This is a genomic window from Marinobacter sp., from assembly GCF_052094685.1.
GTDB lineage: Bacteria > Pseudomonadota > Gammaproteobacteria > Pseudomonadales > Oleiphilaceae > Marinobacter.
In genome coordinates this window covers 12,285-35,778 of sequence record NZ_JBQDKB010000037.1, presented here as the reverse complement: position 1 = coordinate 35,778, position 23,494 = coordinate 12,285, and the positions used below count along the sequence as shown (strand labels likewise).

General features: G+C 53.9%; 23 protein-coding genes. 4 read left to right on the top strand and 19 right to left on the bottom strand.

Annotation, left to right across the window (positions count from 1 at the left end):
• The 11 genes from truD to ACTH3S_RS09385 form a co-directional block, all read right to left on the bottom strand.
• Nucleotides 1-1,095, bottom strand: coding sequence for a tRNA pseudouridine(13) synthase TruD (truD, locus tag ACTH3S_RS09435; protein ID WP_441808756.1), 1,095 nt, complete (start codon nt 1,093-1,095; stop codon nt 1-3).
• Nucleotides 1,092-1,571: a 2-C-methyl-D-erythritol 2,4-cyclodiphosphate synthase gene (ispF, locus tag ACTH3S_RS09430; RefSeq protein ID WP_441808755.1), complete on the bottom strand. Its 480-nt coding sequence runs from the start codon at nt 1,569-1,571 to the stop codon at nt 1,092-1,094. Before ispF ends, truD begins: the two co-directional genes overlap by 4 nt.
• Nucleotides 1,572-1,598: 27 nt before the next feature.
• Nucleotides 1,599-2,300 (bottom strand): 2-C-methyl-D-erythritol 4-phosphate cytidylyltransferase, encoded by a 702-nt coding sequence (gene ispD / locus ACTH3S_RS09425; RefSeq protein ID WP_441808754.1) that lies wholly within the window; start codon nt 2,298-2,300, stop codon nt 1,599-1,601.
• 33 nt (nt 2,301-2,333) lie between these two features.
• Nucleotides 2,334-2,606 (bottom strand): septum formation initiator family protein, encoded by a 273-nt coding sequence (locus ACTH3S_RS09420; RefSeq protein ID WP_441808753.1) that lies wholly within the window; start codon nt 2,604-2,606, stop codon nt 2,334-2,336.
• A gap of 155 nt (nt 2,607-2,761) precedes the next feature.
• Nucleotides 2,762-4,057, bottom strand: a complete 1,296-nt coding sequence (eno, locus tag ACTH3S_RS09415; RefSeq protein WP_441808752.1) for a phosphopyruvate hydratase — start codon at nt 4,055-4,057, stop codon at nt 2,762-2,764.
• Between the two features lie 83 nt (nt 4,058-4,140).
• A complete protein-coding gene (gene kdsA / locus ACTH3S_RS09410) occupies nt 4,141-4,986 on the bottom strand; it encodes a 3-deoxy-8-phosphooctulonate synthase (RefSeq protein ID WP_441808751.1) in 846 nt (281 codons plus the stop codon).
• A 2-nt stretch (nt 4,987-4,988) separates the two neighbouring features.
• Entirely contained in the window at nt 4,989-6,617 is a 1,629-nt protein-coding gene (locus ACTH3S_RS09405) for a CTP synthase (RefSeq protein WP_441808750.1), read from the bottom strand.
• Nucleotides 6,618-6,704: 87 nt separating this feature from the next.
• On the bottom strand, nt 6,705-8,045 hold the full coding sequence (gene tilS / locus ACTH3S_RS09400; protein WP_441808749.1) for a tRNA lysidine(34) synthetase TilS: 1,341 nt from the start codon (nt 8,043-8,045) through the stop codon (nt 6,705-6,707).
• Entirely contained in the window at nt 8,029-8,982 is a 954-nt protein-coding gene (gene accA / locus ACTH3S_RS09395; protein ID WP_441808748.1) for an acetyl-CoA carboxylase carboxyl transferase subunit alpha, read from the bottom strand. Before accA ends, tilS begins: the two co-directional genes overlap by 17 nt.
• A gap of 158 nt (nt 8,983-9,140) precedes the next feature.
• Nucleotides 9,141-12,623, bottom strand: a complete 3,483-nt coding sequence (dnaE, locus tag ACTH3S_RS09390; RefSeq protein WP_441808747.1) for a DNA polymerase III subunit alpha — start codon at nt 12,621-12,623, stop codon at nt 9,141-9,143.
• Between the two features lie 84 nt (nt 12,624-12,707).
• Nucleotides 12,708-13,160 (bottom strand): TlpA family protein disulfide reductase, encoded by a 453-nt coding sequence (locus ACTH3S_RS09385; protein ID WP_441808757.1) that lies wholly within the window; start codon nt 13,158-13,160, stop codon nt 12,708-12,710.
• 83 nt (nt 13,161-13,243) lie between these two features.
• On the opposite strand from ACTH3S_RS09385, the gene arsC reads away from it, so the two are divergent.
• The 4 genes from arsC to ACTH3S_RS09365 are packed head-to-tail and all read left to right on the top strand — an operon-like array spanning nt 13,244 to nt 16,491.
• Complete coding sequence (gene arsC / locus ACTH3S_RS09380) at nt 13,244-13,597, top strand: arsenate reductase (glutaredoxin) (RefSeq protein ID WP_441808746.1); 354 nt, start codon at nt 13,244-13,246, stop codon at nt 13,595-13,597.
• 30 nt (nt 13,598-13,627) lie between these two features.
• A complete protein-coding gene (wrbA, locus tag ACTH3S_RS09375; RefSeq protein WP_441808745.1) occupies nt 13,628-14,233 on the top strand; it encodes an NAD(P)H:quinone oxidoreductase in 606 nt (201 codons plus the stop codon).
• Nucleotides 14,234-14,287: 54 nt separating this feature from the next.
• Complete coding sequence (locus tag ACTH3S_RS09370) at nt 14,288-14,647, top strand: DUF2069 domain-containing protein (RefSeq protein ID WP_441808744.1); 360 nt, start codon at nt 14,288-14,290, stop codon at nt 14,645-14,647.
• A gap of 29 nt (nt 14,648-14,676) precedes the next feature.
• Nucleotides 14,677-16,491 carry a GspE/PulE family protein gene (locus tag ACTH3S_RS09365; RefSeq protein WP_441808743.1) on the top strand — a complete coding sequence of 605 codons (1,815 nt, stop codon included), beginning with the start codon at nt 14,677-14,679 and terminating at the stop codon, nt 16,489-16,491.
• Nucleotides 16,492-16,508: 17 nt separating this feature from the next.
• On the opposite strand, the gene ACTH3S_RS09360 is transcribed toward ACTH3S_RS09365, so the two are convergent.
• The 8 genes from ACTH3S_RS09360 to ACTH3S_RS09325 are packed head-to-tail and all read right to left on the bottom strand — an operon-like array spanning nt 16,509 to nt 23,439.
• Nucleotides 16,509-17,564: a DUF3080 domain-containing protein gene (locus ACTH3S_RS09360; protein WP_441808742.1), complete on the bottom strand. Its 1,056-nt coding sequence runs from the start codon at nt 17,562-17,564 to the stop codon at nt 16,509-16,511.
• Nucleotides 17,565-17,594: 30 nt separating this feature from the next.
• Nucleotides 17,595-18,284: an acireductone synthase gene (mtnC, locus tag ACTH3S_RS09355; protein WP_441808741.1), complete on the bottom strand. Its 690-nt coding sequence runs from the start codon at nt 18,282-18,284 to the stop codon at nt 17,595-17,597.
• Complete coding sequence (locus ACTH3S_RS09350) at nt 18,281-18,841, bottom strand: 1,2-dihydroxy-3-keto-5-methylthiopentene dioxygenase (RefSeq protein ID WP_441808740.1); 561 nt, start codon at nt 18,839-18,841, stop codon at nt 18,281-18,283. The genes mtnC and ACTH3S_RS09350 overlap by 4 nt, the downstream gene beginning before the upstream one ends.
• The gene (locus ACTH3S_RS09345; RefSeq protein ID WP_441808739.1) at nt 18,838-19,464 is read right to left on the bottom strand and encodes a methylthioribulose 1-phosphate dehydratase; all 627 of its coding nucleotides are present in this window, start codon (nt 19,462-19,464) and stop codon (nt 18,838-18,840) included. The genes ACTH3S_RS09350 and ACTH3S_RS09345 overlap by 4 nt, the downstream gene beginning before the upstream one ends.
• A gap of 3 nt (nt 19,465-19,467) precedes the next feature.
• Nucleotides 19,468-20,481, bottom strand: a complete 1,014-nt coding sequence (locus tag ACTH3S_RS09340) for an XdhC family protein (protein WP_441808738.1) — start codon at nt 20,479-20,481, stop codon at nt 19,468-19,470.
• Complete coding sequence (locus tag ACTH3S_RS09335) at nt 20,474-22,693, bottom strand: molybdopterin cofactor-binding domain-containing protein (RefSeq protein WP_441808737.1); 2,220 nt, start codon at nt 22,691-22,693, stop codon at nt 20,474-20,476. The genes ACTH3S_RS09340 and ACTH3S_RS09335 overlap by 8 nt, the downstream gene beginning before the upstream one ends.
• A gap of 1 nt (nt 22,694) precedes the next feature.
• The gene (locus tag ACTH3S_RS09330; RefSeq protein WP_441808736.1) at nt 22,695-23,189 is read right to left on the bottom strand and encodes a (2Fe-2S)-binding protein; all 495 of its coding nucleotides are present in this window, start codon (nt 23,187-23,189) and stop codon (nt 22,695-22,697) included.
• A gap of 58 nt (nt 23,190-23,247) precedes the next feature.
• Nucleotides 23,248-23,439, bottom strand: coding sequence for a hypothetical protein (locus ACTH3S_RS09325; RefSeq protein WP_441808735.1), 192 nt, complete (start codon nt 23,437-23,439; stop codon nt 23,248-23,250).
• Nucleotides 23,440-23,494 lie beyond the last annotated feature (55 nt).

Below are 23,494 nucleotides of genomic sequence, written 5' to 3'. Positions count from 1 at the left end.
CTAGCCGTGTTGTTTGTTATGTTGGCCGAGGCTCATGTCCTCAAGCTCAAAAATATCACTCAAAATCGTGGTCGCGTATTGGCCTGGCTCGAGGAAGAAGTTCAGTTCCAAACCGCCGTCATCCAGCCATGACCAGCTTAGATCTTTTGCCATGGCAACCAGAGGTCGACGCTCGGGTTTCATTCGAGTCGCCAAAAACAGCGAAGCCAGTTCTGGCGTCAGTGCCACTATGTCACGTTCACGCTGTCCTATTTCACCACCAGCGCTTGTGCCGCCATCGCCCCACAGCGGGCCGGTTGCATGTTCAGCAGGCTCGCCCGGCAATGGTGCACGCCAACTGCCTTCCGCTACACGGGCTGCAAGAACTTCGTTAAAAAACCAGGAACGAGCCGCCGAAAAGTACAATACGTTTTTCCGGCCATCGCCGCTACTGCCTGGCTTACCTCGCCCTCGGCGCTTACCTTGCCCACCACGACGATTCAACGCAGAAGGATCAATATGAATCGCCCTATCCAAGTTGCCGCCGGCAAAGCCGAATCGCTGGGGGCCAAAGTAATTGGGTGCGCCCTGCATTTTCAAGCGTTCAAGCGCGCTCTCGACAACCTCGCGCCCAGTGCTAACCTGTCGGAGCGTAACCACAAAATGATTGCCTTGATGATCACCACGCCGCAACTTGCGTACGCTGCGGTGGGCCGATTTTACCGGCCAGCGCTCAGAAATCCGTTCAATCAGCGCTGCATCGTTATCCATCATACCGGGACGATAAAGACTGAACCATTGGCTGGTCACCGCGTGGCGATCTTTGAGCCCGCAAAACCCAACATCAAAAGGCCGACAGTCCGCGAGGGTAGCCAGCGCGCCTGCCACAAATTCCGTATTGTCACCTGTCTTCTCAATGCGCAAACACAGATGCTCACCCTCACCGGTCACGCTGGCTGCACTGGATGTTTCCGGCTCATCTGGGAACTCCTCCAGCACCTCACTAACCCGGAAATCTTGCGGCGCCATTTTCAAATGAGCTCTGGCTACCCGCGAGCCACCCGATACTGGCCACTCCAGTCGCCAGCTTCTTGTCTCTCCACTAGATTCACTCACAATGCCACCGGCTCAAGCAGACACACCGCTTGACAGGCAATACCCTCACCACGACCGGTGAAGCCTAGCTTCTCGCTAGTCGTCGCTTTTACGCTCACACGGTTGGCTGAAATACCCAGATCCTCTGCGATATTCAAACGCATGGCTTCAATGTGTGGTGCCATTTTAGGTGCCTGGGCAATAATCGTGGTATCAACATTAAGAACGCCAAAACCCTCTTCCACTACCCGTGCCATCACTCGACGCAACAAGTCCCGGCTATCCGCGCCTGCCCACTCTGCACTGGTGTCTGGGAATAAATGGCCAATGTCCCCTAGGGCAACCGCTCCCAGCAATGCATCCGCCAAAGCATGCAACAGCACATCGCCATCAGAGTGAGCTTTCAAGCCCTGACTGTAAGGTATGGAGACGCCACCAAGAATAACAGCCTCGCCATCGCCGAAGGCATGAACATCAAAGCCCTGACCAATTCGCATAATTTACTCCGGGAAAATCCAGAAAACTCAGAACCGGCTAAGAATAAAGCCAGCAAGATCCAGGTCAGTAGGTACGGTAATTTTAATATTATCTGGTCGACCCTCAACTAGAAGCGGCATGTTACCGGAAAACTCCATGGCAGAGGACTCATCCGTAACTGGCTGCCCCGCTTTCAGTGCCGACTCCAATGCATTCGCCAGCATGGAATAGCGAAACATCTGTGGCGTAAGCGCTCGCCATAGTTGGCTGCGATCCACAGTTTCGATCACTTCAGGCAACTGACTCGATTCTGCTCTCTTGAGAGTATCCGGGACCGGTGCTGCCAGAAGGCCACCCACAGGATGATCAGACAGTGTTGAAACGAGGTTAGTAAGATCGGCTGCATGAATACAAGGACGGGCGGCATCATGAACCAGCACCCAGTCGTCATCCGCAACCTGCCCTGGCAACGCCCTTAGAGCTGAAAGCACAGAATCCGCTCGCTCAACGCCGCCACTGCAAGTCTGAATACGACCGTCTGCACTGGCATCGGTGCTTGGCCAGTATTGATCTTCAGTATTCAGAGGCACCATGCAGCCAGCAAACAGACCAGTATTCAACAAGCGCGACAGCGTGATATCCAAAATAAAGCGGTTATCGATTCGGAGATATTGCTTCGGACAGTCGGCCTGCATGCGTTGGCCAATACCGGCGGCGGGAACAATCAACCAGAGTTTTGGAGAAGTCATAGGGTTTCCGCCCGAAGCATGGAGAGCGGAAGGTCAGTGCTCAACAACAAGAAAGAAGGTCTCATCATCGCGAATCAACCCAAGGTTCATCCGAGCTCGTTCTTCCACCGCGCTCTGTTCGTTACGAAGGTTGCGCACTTCCGCATACAAGCGCTCATTGCGAGTAGCCAGCTCGGCATTCCCCTCACGCTGTTCGGCTATCGACTTTTCCAGCGTCCAGACTTGCGCAAAGCTGCCCTCCCCAACCCACAGGCGTACCTGCAGCAGGAGAATGAGAACAACCATGAAAGCCCAGAGCAACTTCATCAATACCGATTCCGTTCAGGAGTTAACCGATCAAAAATTCAACATTTGGCATTAAGTATAGACCTTAGAGTAGATTAGCAACAAATTCATCTAACTGATTGGCCAAAAAGGCCATCGTGACTAAATGGTCATTCAAGTCACGATGGCCTAATCCTTTAGCCTTGGCCTTTAATCTCACTCAATCCACGATAAGGCGCCTTACCTTCCAGCGCCTCTTCAATGCGCAGCAACTGGTTGTACTTGGCAACACGATCAGAACGGCACAGAGAGCCCGTCTTGATTTGACCAGCACAAGTAGCGACCGCAAGATCCGCAATGGTGGTGTCTTCTGTTTCACCAGAACGGTGGGAAATAACCGCGGTAAACCCTGCATCTTGTGCCATCTTGATGGCATCCAGAGTTTCGCTAAGGCTACCAATCTGATTAAACTTGATCAGGATAGAGTTAGCCACACCCGTATCGATACCACGCTTTAGAATTTTGGTGTTAGTGACAAACAAATCGTCTCCCACCAGCTGTACTTTGTCGCCGATCTTGTCAGTCAACACTTTCCAGCCGTCCCAATCGCTCTCGTCCATGCCATCTTCAATGGACACGATCGGATAACGCTCGGCCAACCCGGCCAAGTAATCAGCAAAGCCTGTCGAATCAAAGCTCTTGCCCTCACCAGCTAATACGTACTGGCCATCTTTGTAAAACTCAGAAGCGGCGCAATCCAAAGCTAGGGTAATGTCGGTGCCAAGCTTGTAACCCGCCTTTTCAACAGCTTCCTGGATAATAGCCAGAGCCGCTTCGTTAGATGGCAGGTTGGGAGCAAAGCCGCCCTCATCACCAACAGCCGTGTTCAAACCCTGCGACTGCAGCACTTTTTTCAAGCTGTGGAAAATTTCAGCGCCAATGCGCAGAGCATCCGCAAAGCTCTTGGCAGCAACAGGCTGTACCATGAACTCTTGGATATCTACATTGTTATCCGCGTGCTCACCGCCGTTCAAAATATTCATCATAGGTACAGGCATGCTAAATTTGCCAGTGGTACCGTTGATGTCAGCGATATGCTCATAAAGCGGCTTACCCAGAGACTCCGCCGCCGCTTTCGCCGCTGCCAGTGACACAGCCAAAATAGCGTTCGCGCCCAGATTAGCTTTGTTCTCAGTGCCATCCAGTTCCAGCATGATGTTATCCAGCCCACGCTGGTCAGCCGCATCGTTGCCTTTCAGTGCACCCAGAATTTTGCCGTTAATGGCTTCGACTGCCTTACGTACGCCTTTACCGAGGTAACGGGATGCATCGCCATCACGTAGCTCCAGTGCCTCACGGGAACCAGTAGAGGCGCCGGACGGTGCACAAGCACGGCCAAGAGTACCGTCTTCCAGAATCACGTCCGCTTCTACCGTGGGGTTACCACGGGAATCCAGAACCTCACGGGCTTTAATGTTGGCAATCTTGGTCATTCTAGGGAGTCTCCAAGTTTTCAATTCAAAGGTCATTAACAGAAGTCTGATCAAGAGCAAGGCTAAAACACGAACACCGCCATTCAGGCGGTGTCGATAGGTTTAAAACTCTTCACAAGGTCATCTACAGCCTTCACACGCTGCAAAAACGGCTCTAGCTGGCTGAGTCGCAAAGCGCAAGGACCATCGCACTTCGCCTCATCCGGGTTCGGGTGAGCCTCTAAAAACAGCCCCGCCAACCCCTGAGACATGCCTGCAAGCGCCAGGTCTGTTACCTGAGCACGACGGCCACCAGCAGAATCTGCCCGACCGCCGGGCATCTGCAATGAGTGGGTCACATCGAACATAACTGGCACATCCATGGACTTCATGATGCCAAAGCCGAGCATGTCCACCACCAAATTATTGTACCCGAAACTACTGCCTCGCTCGCACAAGATAACCCGGTCGTTTCCAGCCTCTGCACACTTGGTGATGATGTGCCTCATCTCCTGTGGTGCCAGAAACTGGGCCTTCTTGATGTTGATCGCCGCGCCGGTTTCCGCCATGGCAACCACCAGATCCGTCTGGCGGCTCAAAAATGCGGGCAGCTGAATGATGTCACAAACCTCAGCCGCAGGCGCCGCCTGTGCAGCTTCATGAACATCAGAAATAATAGGAACACCGAACTTGCCCTTAATATCGGCCAGTATCTGCAAGCCTTTATCGAGCCCCGGCCCCCGGAAGGACGTCACCGAAGAACGGTTCGCTTTATCGAAAGACGCTTTAAATACGTAAGGAATGCCCAGCTTGCGGCACACCTCAACGTAGGCTTGTGCAACCTCGAATGCCATCTCTGGAGATTCCAGAACGTTCATACCGCCAAACAGCACAAACGGCTTATGATTGGCTATGTCGATATCAGCAACAGTAACAGTGCTCTGGGCCATTATCAGGATTCCTTACGGTTCGCCAACGCAGCTTCCACAAAGCCCTTGAACAGCGGGTGGCCGTCGCGGGGAGTCGAGGTAAATTCCGGATGAAACTGACAAGCAACAAACCAGGGGTGATCGGCAACTTCCACCACCTCTACCAATTTGCCATCGGTAGAGCGACCTGAAACATGCAGGCCTGCAGCTTCCAATTGTGGCAGGAAATGGTTGTTCACCTCATAACGGTGACGATGGCGCTCGCGAATGGTTTTTCTGCCGTAGCAGTTCGCAATATTGGAGCCCTCAGTTAGCACGCAATCCTGGGCGCCCAAACGCATAGTACCGCCAAGATCGGAGGCGTCGGTACGCTCCTCGCGCTCACCAGTTGCATCTAGCCACTCGGTGATCAAACCAATCACGGGCTCCGGTGTGTGCTCACGGAATTCGGTACTATGAGCATCAACCAAGCCCGCCTTGTTACGGGCGTATTCAATAACGGCCACCTGCATACCCAGGCAAATACCCAAGTAAGGCACCTTGTTCTCTCGGGCGTACTGTACGGTGCGGATTTTACCTTCCACGCCACGCTCACCAAAGCCACCAGGTACCAAGATTGCATCTGCGCTGTCCAGCATTTGAGTGCCATCACGCTCGATGTCTTCGGAATCAATATAATTGATCTTAATCTTGGTGCGAGTCTTAATGCCTGCATGGAGCAGAGATTCGATCAACGACTTGTAGGCCTCAAGTAACTCCATGTACTTGCCGACCATAGCAATCGTTAATTCTTGCTCCGGGTTCATCAGCGATTCGACGACGTTATCCCACTCACTGAGATCCGCTTCACGAGCATCAAGATTGAAGCGCTCAACAACCAACTGATCCAGACCATGCTCATGCAGCATGCGGGGAATGGCGTAAATAGATTTGGCGTCGCGCAACGGAATAACAGCACGTTCTTCCACATTGGTGAACAGTGCAATTTTTCGACGTGAGCTGATGTCCACTTCATGATCAGAGCGGCACAACAAAACGTCTGGCTGCAAACCGATGGAACGCATTTCTTTCACAGAATGCTGGGTCGGTTTGGTTTTGATTTCGCCAGCCGTAGCTATGTATGGCACCAATGTGAGGTGCATAAACAGCGCTCGAGTAGAACCCACTTCAACCTTCAGTTGACGGCAGGCTTCGAGGAACGGCAGGGATTCAATGTCACCCACAGTTCCACCCACTTCAACCAAAGCCACATCAACACCGGCGGCGCCTTCAACAACACGACGCTTAATTTCATCAGTGATGTGGGGAATAACCTGTACGGTGCCACCGAGATAATCACCGCGACGCTCTTTGCGGATGACCTCTTCGTACACACGGCCAGTGGTGAAGTTATTGCGACGAGTCATCGGCGTACGGATGAAACGCTCATAGTGGCCAAGATCCAGATCGGTTTCAGCACCGTCTTCGGTAACAAAGACCTCACCGTGCTGGAACGGACTCATGGTGCCTGGGTCCACGTTGATATACGGGTCCAGCTTGAGGATAGTGACCTTCAGGCCGCGAGCCTCGAGGATCGCAGCCAGGGAGGCCGATGCGATTCCTTTCCCCAGTGAGGACACAACACCGCCGGTGACGAAAATATAACGCGTCATGCAGATTCCATGATTATCAGGTTCTGTGAAGGAGGGAGATTGTCATCTCAAGATGGGACGCCAGACTACCAGAAAGCCCCCAGCGACTCAATTACAATCCCGCTCTACAATTAGCCGCCAGCCGGCCGCAGGGGCGCTTCCGCAGTATTGTTCAGAGCACCATAAATCGCCAATACCGATCAGCTCTTTCTCGCCCCCCAAACCCCAGAAAACAAGGGGTAGACGACCCCTTTCCCAAGGTGGAACGGCCTGCTCCTGAAGCCATTTCTTCAGGGGTTTGGAAGGGCCCTCCACACAAAAACGGACGCGTTCTCCGCCCTGCCTCGTACATATTCGTATTGGCGGCCACTCCGTTTCCGCTGTAGACGCCGGCACCAGCCGAATCACCCACTCGCCCCAGTTTACCGGCCGGCCTGCCTCAAGCGGCACAGGCTCGCACGGCAAATCAGGCATACTGGAAACCAAATAAAGCTCTCCCTGAAAACGTCGCAAGCTATAACCATCTGCCCGCAACTCGGGAGATCTGTCGTCCGCTGCCTGCAATAAATCATGCAGCACCTGAGACCAGTCGCCTACCGACGGAGGCTGATACCCGGCGTGCAGGATCCACCAGTGCAGAAGGTTTTTCTGTTCCGCGAGAGAAAGGGCGCTTAATCCTGCAACCGGAAGGCGTCGCTCATACCCTCCTAACGCTTGCCATTGTATTTCCGCCAGTCGCTGATTTAGAAAACCACTTTCCGAGCAGGCACTCGCACTGTGCTGAAGACGTTTAGTCAGGCCAGGCCACCGCTTTCTAAGCGCTGGCAAGATGCTCAGTCGGAGGAAGTTGCGATCGAACCGTTGATCTGTGTTACTGGGGTCATCAATCCATGAAATACCGGCTAGGCGTGCATTCCGCTCAAGCTCTGACCGCTCAATGCCCAGCAATGGTCGAGTAAGGTGTCCAGCTCCCAGAGGTCGGCTCTTAGGCATGCCAGCAAGACCTGCGACACCACTGCCACGGAACATACGAAAAAGCACTGTTTCGGCCTGATCATCACCGTGATGGGCCATCAGCAGAGTGTCGCCAGGTTCAAGTAGCGCCTCGAAGGCCTGATAGCGAGCCTTGCGGGCTGACTCCTCAAGACCTTCACTTGGACCACTGCCCAGCTTAACCGTCACTGACTGAACCGTGAAAGGCACACTCAGTTCGGCGCACACATTCCGACAGAAAGTCTCTGTCTCACCGGCATTAGCTTGAAGCTGATGATTTATATGCACCGCCCGCACACCAGGGTGGCAGCGTGCAGCAAGATGCAGAAGGAGGATGGAATCCAGGCCACCGCTGAGGGCAACCCAGAGCCGCCGGTAGCCAGAAACGGCCTTTACCGGCGCACTCAACGCCTCCGAAAAGGCGCACCCGGGTGCGGGCTTAGCGCCCTGTGTCATAGCGGGTTAACCGCTCATACCGCCGGGAAACTAGCTCGTCCAGAGGCAGACGACTGAGCTCTGCCATGCCATTGCCAAGGGTTTCGCGCAGGGCTTCCGCCATTTTTTCGGGGTTGCGGTGGGCGCCACCAAGGGGTTCAGAGATAACGTTGTCCGCCAGCCCAAGATCTTTCAGGCGATCTGCCGTCACGCCCATGGCTTCAGCTGCCTGGGAGGCGTACTCAGCACTTTTCCACAATATGGAAGCGCAGCCTTCCGGCGATATAACCGCATAGGTAGAGTACTGCAGCATATTAAGCTGATCGCACACGCCAATGGCCAGTGCACCGCCAGAACCACCCTCACCGATCACCGTAGAGATGATCGGCGTTTTGAGCCGAGACATCACTGCCAGGTTGAACGCTATGGCCTCACTCTGACCCCGTTCTTCAGCACCTATGCCAGGATAAGCACCCGGGGTGTCTATAAACGTGAGAATGGGCATCCTGAAGCGCTCTGCCATTTCCATTAAACGCAGGGCTTTGCGATACCCTTCGGGGCGCGGCATGCCAAAGTTACGCTTGACCTTATCCCTCACTTCGCGGCCTTTCTGGTGGCCGACAATCATTACGGGCTTGTTGTTCAGCCGTGCGGTACCACCCACGATAGCCTGATCGTCTGCATATCGGCGGTCACCATGGAGCTCATCAAAATCATCAAAGATCATTTCGATGTAGTCCTTGGTGTAAGGGCGACGCGGGTGCCGTGCAAGACGGGCCACATCCCAAGGGTGCAGATCTGAAAAAATACTCTCGGTCAGGCTGACGCTCTTCTTTTTCAGCCGGGTAATTTCATCAGAAATATTAATATCGGTGTCGTTGCCAACCATACGAAGCTCTTCAATCTTCGCTTCAAGGTCTGCAATCGGCTGCTCAAAATCCAGATAATTAGGGTTCATGATGTTCCATCATTTTATTGCTAGGCGGGACGGCGCTCCGCCAATACAGAATTTGGTACAAAGATAGCAGTGCTCGGGTCATCGCTAAAGCGGACATTGGTATGAGTCCGCAATCTGACGAATATTTAATTTCCCGCACAATTCTTTGCATTATTCATTTAATCATAGACCAGTTCCACGCACCGGTCGCCCACCAGGTACTTCAACTCCAACAGCAAATTGTCATCCGGCTGCACACGCCATGACTCTCCCAACTCAATTCGGGTGCTGGCTTCGGGGCTACTGTATTCAATCCAGACTGGGCTACCCTCGCAGCGAAACGGCCTCAACGTACTGTCGATTTTATCCAGAAGACCGTTCTGCATCTGATCAGCACGAAGGTTCAGCTTCAAACCTCGGCTAAACTGTTTGCGAGCGCTAGGTACGTCCATCACCGAGTTCACGCGCATTTTCATCTGACCAGAGTAATCATCGTGACTTACCTGACCTTCAACCACAATCACCTGATCTGATTGCAGCAGCTCCCGATGCTCAAAAAACGCCTCGGAAAACAACGTAGCTTCAATTCGCGCGCTGCGGTCATCCAGGGTAATAAAGCACATGGTAGAACCCGTGCGGGTTTTCATGGTTCGCTGTGCAATCACCAGCCCGGCAACACGCTGAGGCGTTTTATTGGGCTTGAGATCGGCAATGGATGACCGCACGAACCGCCGAACTTCTCGCTCGTATTCATCAAACGGATGGCCGGTAAGGTATAGGCCCAGGGTGTCTTTTTCACCTTTCAGGCGCTGCTTTTCAGGCCACTCCCGTATATCGGCCACATCGTCATACGGATCGCCGCCGTCACCGGCTTCCAGCATTTCCCCGAACATATCCATCATACCCACGGATTCGTTACGGGATTGCTGATCGGCCTGCTGCACTGCTTTCGGGACACTAGCCATAAGCTGGGCGCGACTGGCACCGAGCTTATCCATGGCGCCGGAGCGAATGATGGCTTCCATGGCACGCTTGTTGATCTTTTTGAGATCGACCTTGCGGCAGAAGTCGAAAATATCCTGATAAGGTTCGCCATCAGCCCTGCCGTCCACGATGGCTTGAATAGGGCCTTCACCCAGCCCTTTGATGGCGCCAAGCCCATAAACAACCTGACCTTCATCGTTAACGGTAAAGGTATATTCTGAGCGGCTGACATCTGGCAACACCAGATCCAGCTTGAGGTTGCGACACTCCTCTACCAGTGTCACCACCTTGTCGGTATTCTGCATATCCGCAGTCAGTACCGCAGCCATAAACTCGGCTGTGTAGTGCGCTTTCAGCCACAATGTTTGGTATGACACCAGAGCATAAGCAGCTGAGTGAGATTTATTGAAGCCGTAGCCCGCAAACTTCTCTACCAGGTCAAATATGTTTTCCGCGAGGGTTTTGTTAATACCATTGCTTTCGCAGCCATCAAGGAAAAACTGCTTCTGCTTAGCCATTTCCTCAGGTTTTTTCTTACCCATGGCGCGGCGGAGCATGTCTGCGTTACCCAGAGAGTAGCCCCCCATTACCTGAGCAATCTGCATAACCTGTTCTTGGTAAAGGATAACCCCATAAGTGGGCTCCAGAACCGGCCTTAGGCCTTCGTATTGATAATCAGGGTGTGGGAAAGACATCGGCTGTTTGCCGTGCTTACGGTCGATAAAGTCATCAACCATGCCCGACTGCAGCGGCCCTGGGCGGAACAACGCCACCAGTGCAATCATATCCTCAAGGGAGTCTGGCTGAAGCCGACGGATTAGATCTTTCATGCCGCGGGATTCCAGCTGGAACACAGCGGTAGTCTCAGCCTTTTTCAGCATCTCGAATGAGCGAGCATCCACGAGCGGAATCTCGCTGATATCCAGCGGCGCTAATCCTCGGCTTGCTCGCCTTGGATTGATCATCTTCAAGGCCCAGTCGATGATGGTCAGCGTTCGCAGGCCAAGAAAGTCGAACTTCACCAACCCGGCATCTTCCACATCGTTTTTGTCGAACTGGGTAACCAGGCTGCCGCCGTCGTCGTCACAGTACAACGGCGAGAAATCGGTAATCTTCGTTGGCGCAATAACAACACCACCAGCGTGTTTACCTGCGTTCCGGCACACACCTTCAAGCTTAAGCGCCATTTCCCAGATTTCTTGGGCTTCTTCATCCTGTTCTAAAAACTCTTTGAGCGAGGGCTCCTGTTCAACCGCATTAGCCAGAGTCATACCCACTTCGAAGGGAATCATTTTGGACAGCTTGTCTGCCAGGCCGTAAGACTTACCCTGAACCCGGGCAACATCCCGCACGACTGCCTTCGCTGCCATGGTTCCAAAAGTGATGATCTGGGAAACGGCTTCCCGACCGTACTTTTCGGCCACGTAAGCAATAACACGATCCCGCCCTTCCATGCAGAAGTCGACATCGAAGTCGGGCATGGAGACCCGCTCTGGGTTCAAGAACCGCTCGAACAGCAGATCGTACTCCAGCGGGTCCAGATCTGTGATGAGCTGGGCATAAGCGACCAACGAGCCGGCGCCCGAACCACGGCCGGGGCCCACCGGCACGCCGTTGTTCTTGGCCCATTTGATAAAGTCCATTACGATCAGGAAGTAGCCGGGAAACCCCATCTGGATAATAATATCCAGCTCAAAATTAAGCCGCTTGTAATAGGCTTCACGCTTGCTGTCGTACTCGGGGTCATCCTTAGGAAGGGTTTTGGCCAGACGATCCTCCAATCCTTCCTCAGATACCTGGCGGAAATACTCGTCCATGGTCAGGCCTTCAGGCACCGGATAATTGGGCAAGAAGTACTCCCCCATACGCACGGTTACCGAGCAACGCCGGGCTATTTCTACGGTATTCTGAATGGCTTCAGGAATATCGCTGAACAGCTCAATCATTTCTTCTGAACTGCGAAGGTACTGCTGGTCGCTAAAACGGCGGTCGCGGCGAGGATCGTCCAATGCTCGGCTTTCACCGATACAAACCCGGGCTTCATGGGCCTCGAAGTCATCAGCCTTAAGAAAGTGTACATCGTTCGTGGCAACAACTGGCAGCCCGAGGTTTTGAGCCAGTTCAACGCTCATGTGCAGGCAATCCTCATCCCCTGCCCGTCCGGTACGCTGCAATTCCAGATAATAAGATTCGGGGTACAGGTTCATCCAGTATTCGGCCCTGGCCTTGGCCAGTTCAGGCTTGCCCGCCAGCAGTGCCTTGCACACATCACCCATTTTGGCGCCAGACATGGCAATCAGGCCGCTTGTTCGGCTTTCCAGCCAATGGCGCTGAATAATTGGCTTGCCGTATTTCTGCCCTTCGGTGTACCCGAGGGAAATAATTTCGGTGAGATTCAGATAGCCGTCGTTATCCCGAGCCAACAACGTTAGCCGGAACGGGTTTTCTGGCTCATCAGGATTTTCCAGCCAGAGATCTGCGCCAATAACAGGCTTCACGCCGGCACCGGTGGTCTCCTTGTAAAACCGCACCAGCGAGCACATGTTGGACTGCTCTGTGAGCCCCACAGCCGGCATGCCCAACTCTACTACTCGCTTAACCAGTGGCTTAACCCGAACTAGGCCATCCACCATGGAGTGTTCGGAGTGCACGCGAAGGTGTACAAAAGTCTGCGACATAACGTCAGGTTTTTCCTGCATGTATATTCATTAGAGTGTGTGAAAACGTCTCTGAAAAAGAGCACCTAAAAGAGTCCGCAGCATTTAGCCGCCAATCAGTGCCCGTATATCTTCTTCTGTTTGCGGGCCAAAGCGGGCTTCCAGAAGGTTCCCGTCGGGATCCACAACAAAGGTTGCTGGCAACGCAATCGGGAGTTCCCATTTAAATTCCGGACCCGGATCCTGCACAAGCATGGTGTATTCAATACCCATGCGCTCGCCGAGATCCACCAGGGACTGGCCCTTCACATCGTCAAAGTTCACCCCTAGAACGGTAATATCTGGCGCTTTGTTCAACTCATTCAGCTCGGGAATTTCTTCCAAGCAAGGCTTACACCATTCAGCCCAGTAGTTGACCAGTACCCATTGACCACGAAGGTCATTCCACGCCAGTTTCGGGCCTTCAGCCCGTTCCAGCTCAACTTTTTGACAGCCAGCCAGCAAGGCCAAACAAAACAGCACACATGCAACGGTTGCGCGCCGGGAAAACCGGTGAATGACAGGGTTCTGCACGGGAAAACCTCCTGTTAGACTGCTCGCCACAGATAATTGCGGCTCCATTTCAACAAACAGGCACGAACATGACAGAACCTATCCGGATTTTCCACAACCCACGCTGTTCAAAATCTCGCCAGACTCTTGAGCTACTCACAGAACGGGGTATTGAACCGGAGATTATACGCTACCTTGAAACGCCCCCGACAGAACTGGCGCTGTCAGATATTCTTGACGCGCTCGGCCTCGAACCTCGGCAACTGATGCGCACAGGGGAACAGGAGTATAAGGAACTTGGTCTGGACAACACGGATCTGAGCCGAACACAGCTGATTGCTGCTATGGTAGCAACCCCGAAATTGATTGAACGACCCATTGTACTCGCCAACGGCAAAGCGGCGGTTGGCCGTCCACCGGAAAACGTTCTAACGATTCTCTGATTTTACAAGCGCTGATTAAAGGACGCCAAAATGCCTGAGCAACTGCCCTATGTTCTGATTTTGTATTACAGCCGCAACGGTCAAACTGCAGAACTGGCAAATCAAATCGCCCGGGGTGTTGCGAGGGTAGCCGGTATTGAAGCGAAGTTGCGCTGCGTTCCTGCGGTATCGCCAAATACAGAAACCTCGCTGCCACCGGTTCCGGATGCAGGTGCGCCTTACGCCAGCAAATCTGATTTAGCCAACAGTGCTGGCCTGGCGATTGGTAGCCCAACCCGGTTCGGCAATATGGCGGCGCCTCTGAAGCACTTTCTGGACACCACCGGAGATCTTTGGCTTAGCGGCGCGCTGGTGGGCAAACCGGCAGGGGCGTTTACCTCAACGGGAAGCCTGCACGGGGGCCAGGAGAGCACACTGCTGACCATGATGGTGCCCTTGCTTCACCACGGCATGGTGTTGTGTGGGTTGCCTTATACAGACCAAAACCTGAGTAAAACAGCAACCGGGGGCACACCTTATGGCCCAACGCACTGGGCCGGAACCGCTGAACAACAGCCTTTGAGCAAGCATGAAAAAGCCCTTTGCCAATCGTTTGGCGAGCGCTTGGGAAAACTAGCGCTCAGACTGGCAGACTGACACAAACACCCTTGCGCAACGTAAAATCTCGTACCCAACATCTGGAACCTGACCATGCTCCACAACCCAAAAGCCCGACAGACTGCCCGGGCAACCCAGTTTCTTTACTTGGCCGTATTGGCCACCCTGTTGCTTACCACTTTCTACCCGGCGCCGGTTGAAGGGGTTTCCATAGCACTGATGCTCTCAGTCAAGTTGATTCCACTGCTGGCGCTTGCCGTACTCGTGTTCCGTGGCAACAACCGCGGTTATATCTGGCTGGCCTTTGTGGTGATCTTCTATTTCACTCAAGCGGTGGTTACCGCTTGGTTGAGCCAGGGGGCACCAGGCCCGGTTATGCTCACGATACTTACTTTCCTGTTATTCACCATGGCGATGGTTCATCTGAAAGTGAATCGGCCGATTTCAGGCTGAAATGCGTCCATACCGGAAAGTGACACCCTATGTCCGATTCCAATAAAACAGAGCACCCATCGCGCCCGCCTGCGCCGCCACGGAGTACGCTGACTCTGCGGGACATCTGTACGGCGTTGGTTAGCGATGGCGAAATCAACCAGAGCAACGCAGAACGAGTGCTCTCTGCCAATCTTGGGGCCGCCAGCAACCAAGCTGCAAAGCGCCATCCATTAGAGCTAGTAGCCATTGCTGCACTTAGCAGTGAAAAAAGCGGCAAGACGCTGGATCTAGACCGGCTGACACAGTGGTTGGCAGGCTGGGCCGATCAGCCCTACTACCATATCGATCCCTTAAAAATTGATACGCCGGCAATAGCCCGGGTCATGTCCTATGCGTTTGCCCAGCGCCACGGCATTCTGGCTGTAGAGATCGGCCAGGAAGAAATCTTGATCGCCAGCGCTGAACCCTTCAAAAGTGACTGGGAAACAAACCTTCGCCAAGCGGTGCGTAAGGATATTCGTCGAGTAGTGACGAATCCTGAGGATATCCGTCGCTACACGGTCGAGTTCTATCAGTTAGCCAGTTCCGTTAGCAAAGCCAGCGGCGGCCAGGCACCTGGCAACAGCGCCGGCCACCAGAATCTGGAGCAGCTGCTGGAACTGGGCGCCAGCGACAGCGCCGATGCCAACGACCAGCATGTGGTGCGAATTGTTGACTGGTTGTTGCAGTACGCCTTTGATCAACGTGCATCGGATATTCACATTGAGCCAAGGCGCACCCTCACCCACGTGCGCTTTCGGATTGATGGCGTGTTGCATAACGTCTATGAATTTCCCGAACATGTAGGCATGGCCATTACCAGCCGGCTCAAGATTTTGGGACGGTTGAACGTTGCAGAAAAACGCAGGCCCCAAGATGGCCGACTAAAAACCCGCAAACCCGATAACGGCGAAGTAGAGCTGCGCCTAGCTACCATGCCCACAGCGTTCGGGGAAAAAATGGTGATGCGGATTTTTGACCCAGACGTGCTACTGAAATCCTATGAACAGCTAGGTTTCACCCGTGAAGACCGGGAGCGCTGGCAAGAAGCAACCTCAAAGCCCCACGGAATTGTGCTGGTTACCGGCCCTACGGGTTCAGGTAAAACCACCACTTTATATTCCACGCTGAAACAGATCGCTTCATCCGAGCTGAACGTCTGCACCATCGAAGACCCCATCGAGATGGTTGAACCAGCGTTTAACCAGATGCAAGTTCAGACCAATATTGATCTAACTTTTGCAGCAGGTGTCCGGGCTTTGCTGAGGCAAGATCCAGACATCATTATGATCGGCGAAATTCGCGACTTGGAAACTGCCGAAATGGCCGTACAGGCCGCACTGACCGGGCACCTTGTGCTCTCGACATTGCATACAAATGATGCGCCAAGCGCTCTGACCCGAATGATGGAGCTGGGCATCCCGCCCTACCTGATTCGCGCAACCGTGCTGGGTGTTATGGCGCAGCGATTGGTTCGCACGTTGTGCCCACACTGCAAAGCGCCCGCTCCCGTTGACACCCAGGCATGGCAAACGTTGACCAAGCCCTGGAAAGCACCGCCGCCTAAACAGTTCCACAAGCCCGTAGGCTGCCTGGAATGTCGCAATACCGGCTACATGGGCCGAGCGGGCGTTTACGAGATTATGACGCTTTCAGGTGCACTAACGAGCCAGATTACAGATCAATGTGAGCTTGAGCAGCTGCGCCGGGACGCCTATAAAGAAGGCATGAAATCCTTGCGATTAAGCGGTGCTCAAAAAGTGGCCAATGGCCTGACCACCGTTGAAGAAATTCTCAGGGTGACGCCGGAAAGCCAACGCTAGCAGACAGCAACCTACACCTAAGCTCCTGGCCTTAGCCCGCACTGCTCCAGTAGCGTTTGCCAGCTTTTGGTGTGATCGGCTACAGCTTTATCCAGATTCGCCCAAATGCTCTTGCCTCCTTTCAAGGCCAGCGTTGACTCGTACCATCTTTGGAAATGCTCCGGCATAACATCACTCTGCATGTTCGCTAGCCTAGACAGGGGTTCGATCAGATCTGTGCGAGCTCGTCGCAAGTCAGCGAGGTAAGGTTGGATTTTCCCGATATAAATACTGAAAAACATGCCCTGAACAATGTCGGACTGATTGTTAGCATTGCCGTTCAGGCACAGCGGACGGGCTTCCAAGCGCTGACGAATTAGATGTGTGGCATCCCCGAGTCGGGTCGTGACCAAGTGGGCGCTATTGATAAGCTGCCCTGCCCGGTATTCTGCCTGCCAGCGCTGATGCACCTTGCCCCAAAAATCCGTATCCACATCAAAGTTCTGTTCCAGAAGCTCCGCTACGGCTTTGTTTAACTGGCGGGCGTCACGGGCAAGGTCTGAAGCCGGGTCTGCAGCCTCGACAGGATACTCTCCCTTGGCAAACGTGAATAACGTTTCCACTTCCTCCACGCCCCAGGTTGCGTTCCAGATGGCAATAGGCAAGGATTCCCGTTTGCTGGTAATGGCCTGATTTAAGATATCTTTAAGCTCTTCATCCTCTACCGTGTTCAGGCAGTCGCCCGCAGCCTTAATAAACTGAACTTCGTAACGCAGGCGGTTAAGAGGCTGCATCACCTTGCCCATCACGGAGTTTTTCTCGCCAACCACGTATTGCAGCTCACAGCTGTACAGTGACAGGAAGTCCAGCATACCCAGCTCTAGATCAGGCATCGACAGCACTCGATTACGACGTCTCGGTATCCGCTCGGAGGCTGGAATCTCGGAAAATGCCGGCTCCACATCCAGAACTCGGCCAACCCGCTCTACGTATTCGTCCATCATAGGACGGGCATCCGAAAAGGGGTTACAAGCCGCCAGCAAACACGCCATCACAGCCAGGAAAAACAACTTGGCAATTCGAGCTCCCGTCATGCTCACCTCCAACCGCCAGCCAATTAACAGCTACCGCCTTTTCAGCAGGGAATCCACCTCGGCAAAGTCTCTGGCAACAAAGCGCCCTGTCTCCGGCAGCTCTGCCTCGCGAACGAGCCACGCTGTTTTCATACCGGCAATTTCAGCAGCCTTCAGCTCAGCTTCAACATCCGAGAGGAACAGGATTGTTTCGGCTTCTACCCCAAGCTCTTCGACAATGTTTCGGTAGGCTTTCGGCTCTTTCTTGCCACCAACTCGGGTGTCAAAATAGCCAGAGAAAAACGGCGTGAGATCACCTGACTCGGAAAAGCCAAAGATCAGTTTCTGGGCCTTAACAGAACCGGATGAATAGACATATAAACGCAACCCACGGTCGTGCCAGTGCTGCAAATACAGCGCAGCATCTTCGTAAATATGGCCTTTAAGCTCTCCTTGCTGATATCCCTGCTGCCAGACCATGCCTTGGAGTGTTTTGAGTGGTATTGCCTTACGGTCTTCACGAATCCACGATTGCAGCGTTTCAATCAGCGCCTCAATATCCTTTCGATCTATCCCGGAGTCATCTGCCACCAGATCAAGCTGCTCCGAAACGTCTGGGCGGGTCTGCTGCTCGCAAATAAACGCCGGCAAGTGCTCGTCCGCGTAGGGGAACAACACGTCGTGCACAAAAGATATTGAGCTAGTGGTGCCTTCAATATCCGTAAGAATCACCCGTATCATAGGGCTGCTCCTTCCAACGCCTCAAAACGTGGCAGACGCCCGGCGATATCCTCGCCGGTAAAATCCGCAACCCAACCTTCAGGGTTGGTAAACAAACGAATGCAGGTAAACTCCGGCTCCGGGCCCATATCAAACCAGTGTTTGGTGCCTTTGGGCACGCTGATCAGATCGTTTTTCTGGCACTGAACCGCAAACACCTGGCTACCAAGGTGTAGGTAGAAGATACCCTGGCCGCGCACAAAAAAGCGTACCTCGTCTTCACTGTGGGTATGCTCATCCAGAAACTTCTGCCGGAAGGCCTTTTTCTGAAGGTTATCCGGATTGAGACTCACCACATCGGCAGTCTGAAAACCGCTCTCCGATTTCAACTTGGCGATTTCTGCACTGTAGGCTTCCAAAATCTGTTCCGGAGCTGCGCCCGCCGGCAGGTCTTGGGTTAGCCAGCGTTCAAAGCGGATACCCTTGTTTTCAAGCAGCTTGCCGATCTCTGCGGGGTCGTCCGTTACTGTCAGAGCGGTGTCCGGGTTATGCGCATCAAAAGTACTCAAAATTGTCATGGGCGAACCCTCATGGTTGCAAGCTCACATTCAAACAAAAACTCAAAAGCTTCCACGTGCCGTAGGCAATCAGCCATGGTTTTACCCCAAGTGTACAGCCCGTGCCCACGAATCAAGTAACCAGGTTGCTCTGGGTGATCGAGAAACCATGCCTGGGTTTCCAGAGCAAGCGCTTCAATGTTCTGCGTGTTCTCGAACACCGGAACCGTTACGGTTGACTCATGAGTCTGTATACCGTCAAAGGCTTTTTGCAGCTCATACCCTTCAAACGTTAAGTGCTCCCCTGCAGGCAGGAGCCGGCTCAGCACGGTCGCATTCACAGAATGGGTATGAAGAACCACGCCGACATTCGGAAACACCTGGTACAACACAGTGTGCAGCAAGGTTTCCGCAGAAGCGCGGCAATCACTCTGCACCGGCCGACCCTCAAGGTCGACCACCATAACGTCACCCGCACCCAGTTGTCCTTTGTGGCGGCCCGATACCGTAATGGCAATGTGCTCGTTATCTATGCGGGCAGAATAGTTACTACTTGTGGCCGGAGACCAGCCGCGCCCGTAAAGGAGGCGCCCGGCATCCACAATGGATTCAGCAACAACGGCGTACTGGTTTATATCAAACACGGTTTACTTTCCCGAAGGTGAAGAGCATGGCTCGTGGGCTGTTCGCAAATGATGCCGCGCCTCAATCAGATCAGCAACAACGGAAATGGCAATTTCTGCGGGAGTTTTACTGGGGATATTAATGCCAATGGGTGCTCGCAAACGCTTCACTCTTGCTGCCTCAAGCCCTAGTGACTCCAAGCGCTCTCGCCGCGCCTCAGAGGTTGGCTTTGAGCCCATAGCGCCAACATAGAACGCCGGTGACTGCAGCGCCGCCAGCAGGCCCATGTCGTCTATTCTCGGGTCGTGAGCCAGCGCCAACACACCGCACCAGGAATCCCTAAAAGACTCGGCAATCAAATCGTCCGGCAGGCGCCGGTCAAGAGGCAAGTGATTATGCCCCCAGCCAGACGCAAACGTCTCACGGGGCTCACACAGGGTAACGGTGAAATCGGCAGCCGTCGCAAATTCAGCCACATAGCGCGCCACCTCGCCTACTCCGATTAGCAGTAGTCTGCATTCTGGCTGAAGCGTATGGAGCAACTCTTCCCCGTTAAATACGATACCTGGGCGGGCAGCTGATACGGCACTTTCCAGAGTGGCTACGCCTTTCAGGCTGACTCGGCGAGCCACCGGCGCTCGGTCATGGAGAGCTTCCGCCAGCCGGTTTACGTGCTCAATGGCTAGGCTACTATTACCGAAAGGCTCCACCAGCAACCGAATACGACCGCCGCATGGCAGACGGAAATCATCCCTATCGTTATCGGTAATGCCATAGTCGATAACAACTGGGCAATCCGAGCCGCTTTCCGCCGTGCGGCGCAGGAGATCTTCTTCCAAACAACCGCCTGATACAGAACCACTCCACTGCCCGGAATCACTCACCGCCAGCCAAGAGCCCGCAGGCCTGGGAGATGACCCCCAGGTTTCCACAATGGTGCATAACCACACCTGCCTGCCCTGCTCCAACCACAACAGAACATCGTCAATCACCGATGCATGACCGCCGGCCATCCGAGTGGGTGCTGCGTTAGGCATCGGCTTTCAGGGGCAAGCTGCGCTGGCGCTTGCCTGTTAACGCAAACATCGCGTTACCCAAGGCCGGTATAACCGGCGGAACACCCGGCTCTCCAACACCTGTTGGGGATACGGTGCTTTCTACGATATCTACCGTAACCTCAGGCAACTCGTACTGTCGCATCAGCTGATAATCGTGGAAGTTGCTTTGGGTAACTTGACCATTTTCAAAGGTTATCTCGCCATATAGCGCTGCGGTCAGACCAAAGATGATCCCGCCTTCAATCTGGTCTTCAACAATGCGTGGGTTAACCACTTGGCCACAGTCCACCGCGCACGCCACTTTATAAACCCGAATGGCGCCATTTTCCACACCCGCTTCAACTATCTGCGCTACAAACGTTCCAAAACTCTTGAACAGCGCGATACCCCTGGCTCGTCCTTCTGGAACCGGCTCATTCCAGCCAGCTACTTTCACAACTCGGTCGAGGACTTCTAGGTGCCTAGGCTGGCCCGCCAGCAAGTTACGGCGGAACTGGTACGGATCTTCTCCGGCTTCATGAGCCAGTTCATCCATGAAGGTTTCAACAGCGAAGCCATTGTGCGAGTAACCCACTGATCGCCAGAAAGTAACGGGCACGCCTGGATCGGTATGGGTGTGGCGAATATCAATGTTGTCCACGTTGTAGGGATACCCTATAGCCCCTTCAATGGCCGACATATCCTTGGGGGTCGCAATACCCTCGGCCAGCAAACCGACTTTACCCAAGGTGCCGTACATGAACTTAGGCGCCCAGGGGTACTGAGCAGGCGCAGCGTTGCGCACGTACCAGTCCAACAGCTGAGGGCCAACGATCTGATGATGCCATCCAATCAGCTGATTGCCTGCAAGGCCAGCTGACAGTCGGTGCAGCATGGCTGGGCGATACAAATCGTGCTGGGTGTCCTCTTCACGAGACCAGATGACCTTCACGGGCTTCTTCACCCGGTAAGCCACAGCTGACGCTTCTTCAATGTAGTCTTGGGTCAAACGACGGCCAAACCCGCCACCCAGAAAAGTGGTATTGATCGTCACATCATCCGGGGACAGGTCGGTCACTCGCGCCGCTGCAATGCGTCCAAGATCCGGAGCCTGGGTTGGTGCCCATACCTCAATGCTGTCGTTTTTATACCACGCCGTAGCGTTCATGGGCTCCAGCGTAGAGTGAGCGAGATAAGGCTGACTGTACTCGGCCTCAACAATCTTCCCAGACTCACTTTCTCCCACTTTGCGAGCTGCTGATTCATAATCACCTTCGCTACGCTCAGATTCCCCGGGATCGTCATCAGCCGCACGACGGTATGAGGCAAACACCTCATCTGTAGAAAGCGACAAGGCATCGGTGTTGTCCCACTCAACTTTCAACGCATCCTGAGCCTTGCGGGCACGCCAGTATTTATCGGCAACAATCGCCACTCCGCGCTCAATTTCGAACACATCGAGAACACCGGGCATAGCGCGAACATCTTTTTCGTTGAAAGCCTTAATCTGAGCGCCGTATCTGGGCGAGCGGCTTATCACGCCATAAACCATACCGGGAAGCTCAACATCAATGCCGTACACAGCCGTGCCCGTGGATTTTGCGCGGGCATCAAGCCGGCCATTCTGCTTGCCTATGCACTTCCACTCACTGGCCGGTTTCAGTGAGACGTCACCGCGCAACACTTCCTTGGAAGCCAATTCCACCAGCTGACCATAGCGCATGGAATCCAGGCCATTCGGATGAATCACTCGGCCCTGCCGCGCTGAGCATTCGGCTGCATCAACTCGCCAGACTCTTGCTGCAGCCATAACAAGCATCTGCCGCGCCGACGCACCCGCCGTGCGCAGTGGCTCCCAGCTAGTTGCGATACTGGTACTACCGCCAGTCAGCTGCAGTTTGTACAGCGGGTTGAGGTATTCCGGCGCCACCGGTGCAAACCGTGGCGTGATCGCGCCGGGATCGACTTCCAGTTCTTCTGCAATCAGGGTCGTTAACCCGGTGTAGGTGCCTTGCCCCATCTCAACACGAGACAGAGTAAAGTGAATCTCGTCTTTATTCGTTATCTCAAGCCAAGCATCCGGCTTCCATTGGCCGGTTTCCTCAGTGTAGCCAGTTGGCATTCCCGAGCAGCCAGGAAGCGAAAGAGACAGCATTAAAGAGCCGGATGTGCCGGCACTCACTTTAAGAAAGTCGCGTCGGTTCATCGCCATATCAGCTTTCCCCCCCAACGGCGGCCGCGTCGTAAGCCAGAGACTCTCCAGCCACTGACTCTACCGCTGCGATGATTCGCGAATAGGTACCACACCGGCACAAATTGCCTGTCATAGCAGCCACAATATCGTCCCGTGCGGGCGCCGGGTTCGTTGCCAAAAGATGGGCAGCGCTCATGATCTGGCCCGACTGACAATAACCACATTGAGGCACACCCTGCGCAATCCATGCTTCCTGCAGAGCGTGCAACTGCCCACCCGCTGCCAGGCCTTCTATGGTGGTCACCTCGCCGCCTGATGCAAACTCCACAGGCGTTGAACAGGAACGCACAGGCTGCCCGTTTAGGTGAACCGTGCAGGCGCCGCAAAGGCCAGCTCCACAACCAAACTTGGTGCCTTTAAGCCCTAGTTCGTCACGCAACACCCATAACAAAGGGGTATCACCTTCAGCATTCAGTGAACGCTGTTCGCCATTAACTCTAAGGCTCAATGCCATTCCTGCTCTCTCCCATTAATTCCCGGTGCTACCTGTGACAGCCTGGGTTCTTTATTGCTCACTCCACGACTTTTTCACCATCCTTGTTAACCCAGACTTCGCGATCATCAGTTTCCATTTTCCCGTTGGAATCCCACACTTCTCGATCCTGCGTCGCTTCGTCAACCTTGCCTTTATCATCCCAGATCACTCGATCCTTACACCCTGCCAGAGCCAGAAAAACAAACATCATTAACGCAATTTTTTTCATGACAAATACCCCAGTTGAGTTCGGTGGACAGCTTGGATTAACGCTACTGAGCCCG

What these genes read in the sequence shown, in the direction of transcription:
- eno (WP_441808752.1), bottom strand. Translation starts at nt 4,057, where the DNA reads ATGACCAAGATTGCCAACATTAAAGCCCGTGAGGTTCTGGATTCCCGT.
- ACTH3S_RS09340 (WP_441808738.1), bottom strand. Translation starts at nt 20,481, where the DNA reads ATGCCTAACGCAGCACCCACTCGGATGGCCGGCGGTCATGCATCGGTG.
- mtnC (WP_441808741.1), bottom strand. Translation starts at nt 18,284, where the DNA reads ATGATACGGGTGATTCTTACGGATATTGAAGGCACCACTAGCTCAATA.
- ACTH3S_RS09405 (WP_441808750.1), bottom strand. Translation starts at nt 6,617, where the DNA reads ATGACGCGTTATATTTTCGTCACCGGCGGTGTTGTGTCCTCACTGGGG.
- ACTH3S_RS09360 (WP_441808742.1), bottom strand. Translation starts at nt 17,564, where the DNA reads ATGACGGGAGCTCGAATTGCCAAGTTGTTTTTCCTGGCTGTGATGGCG.
- ACTH3S_RS09325 (WP_441808735.1), bottom strand. Translation starts at nt 23,439, where the DNA reads ATGAAAAAAATTGCGTTAATGATGTTTGTTTTTCTGGCTCTGGCAGGG.
- wrbA (WP_441808745.1), top strand. Translation starts at nt 13,628, where the DNA reads ATGCCTGAGCAACTGCCCTATGTTCTGATTTTGTATTACAGCCGCAAC.
- ispD (WP_441808754.1), bottom strand. Translation starts at nt 2,300, where the DNA reads ATGACTTCTCCAAAACTCTGGTTGATTGTTCCCGCCGCCGGTATTGGC.
- dnaE (WP_441808747.1), bottom strand. Translation starts at nt 12,623, where the DNA reads ATGTCGCAGACTTTTGTACACCTTCGCGTGCACTCCGAACACTCCATG.
- ACTH3S_RS09335 (WP_441808737.1), bottom strand. Translation starts at nt 22,693, where the DNA reads ATGGCGATGAACCGACGCGACTTTCTTAAAGTGAGTGCCGGCACATCC.
- accA (WP_441808748.1), bottom strand. Translation starts at nt 8,982, where the DNA reads ATGAACCCTAATTATCTGGATTTTGAGCAGCCGATTGCAGACCTTGAA.
- ACTH3S_RS09370 (WP_441808744.1), top strand. Translation starts at nt 14,288, where the DNA reads ATGCTCCACAACCCAAAAGCCCGACAGACTGCCCGGGCAACCCAGTTT.
- ispF (WP_441808755.1), bottom strand. Translation starts at nt 1,571, where the DNA reads ATGCGAATTGGTCAGGGCTTTGATGTTCATGCCTTCGGCGATGGCGAG.
- ACTH3S_RS09350 (WP_441808740.1), bottom strand. Translation starts at nt 18,841, where the DNA reads ATGACAATTTTGAGTACTTTTGATGCGCATAACCCGGACACCGCTCTG.
- tilS (WP_441808749.1), bottom strand. Translation starts at nt 8,045, where the DNA reads ATGACACAGGGCGCTAAGCCCGCACCCGGGTGCGCCTTTTCGGAGGCG.
- ACTH3S_RS09330 (WP_441808736.1), bottom strand. Translation starts at nt 23,189, where the DNA reads ATGGCATTGAGCCTTAGAGTTAATGGCGAACAGCGTTCACTGAATGCT.
- kdsA (WP_441808751.1), bottom strand. Translation starts at nt 4,986, where the DNA reads ATGGCCCAGAGCACTGTTACTGTTGCTGATATCGACATAGCCAATCAT.
- ACTH3S_RS09420 (WP_441808753.1), bottom strand. Translation starts at nt 2,606, where the DNA reads ATGAAGTTGCTCTGGGCTTTCATGGTTGTTCTCATTCTCCTGCTGCAG.
- ACTH3S_RS09365 (WP_441808743.1), top strand. Translation starts at nt 14,677, where the DNA reads ATGTCCGATTCCAATAAAACAGAGCACCCATCGCGCCCGCCTGCGCCG.
- arsC (WP_441808746.1), top strand. Translation starts at nt 13,244, where the DNA reads ATGACAGAACCTATCCGGATTTTCCACAACCCACGCTGTTCAAAATCT.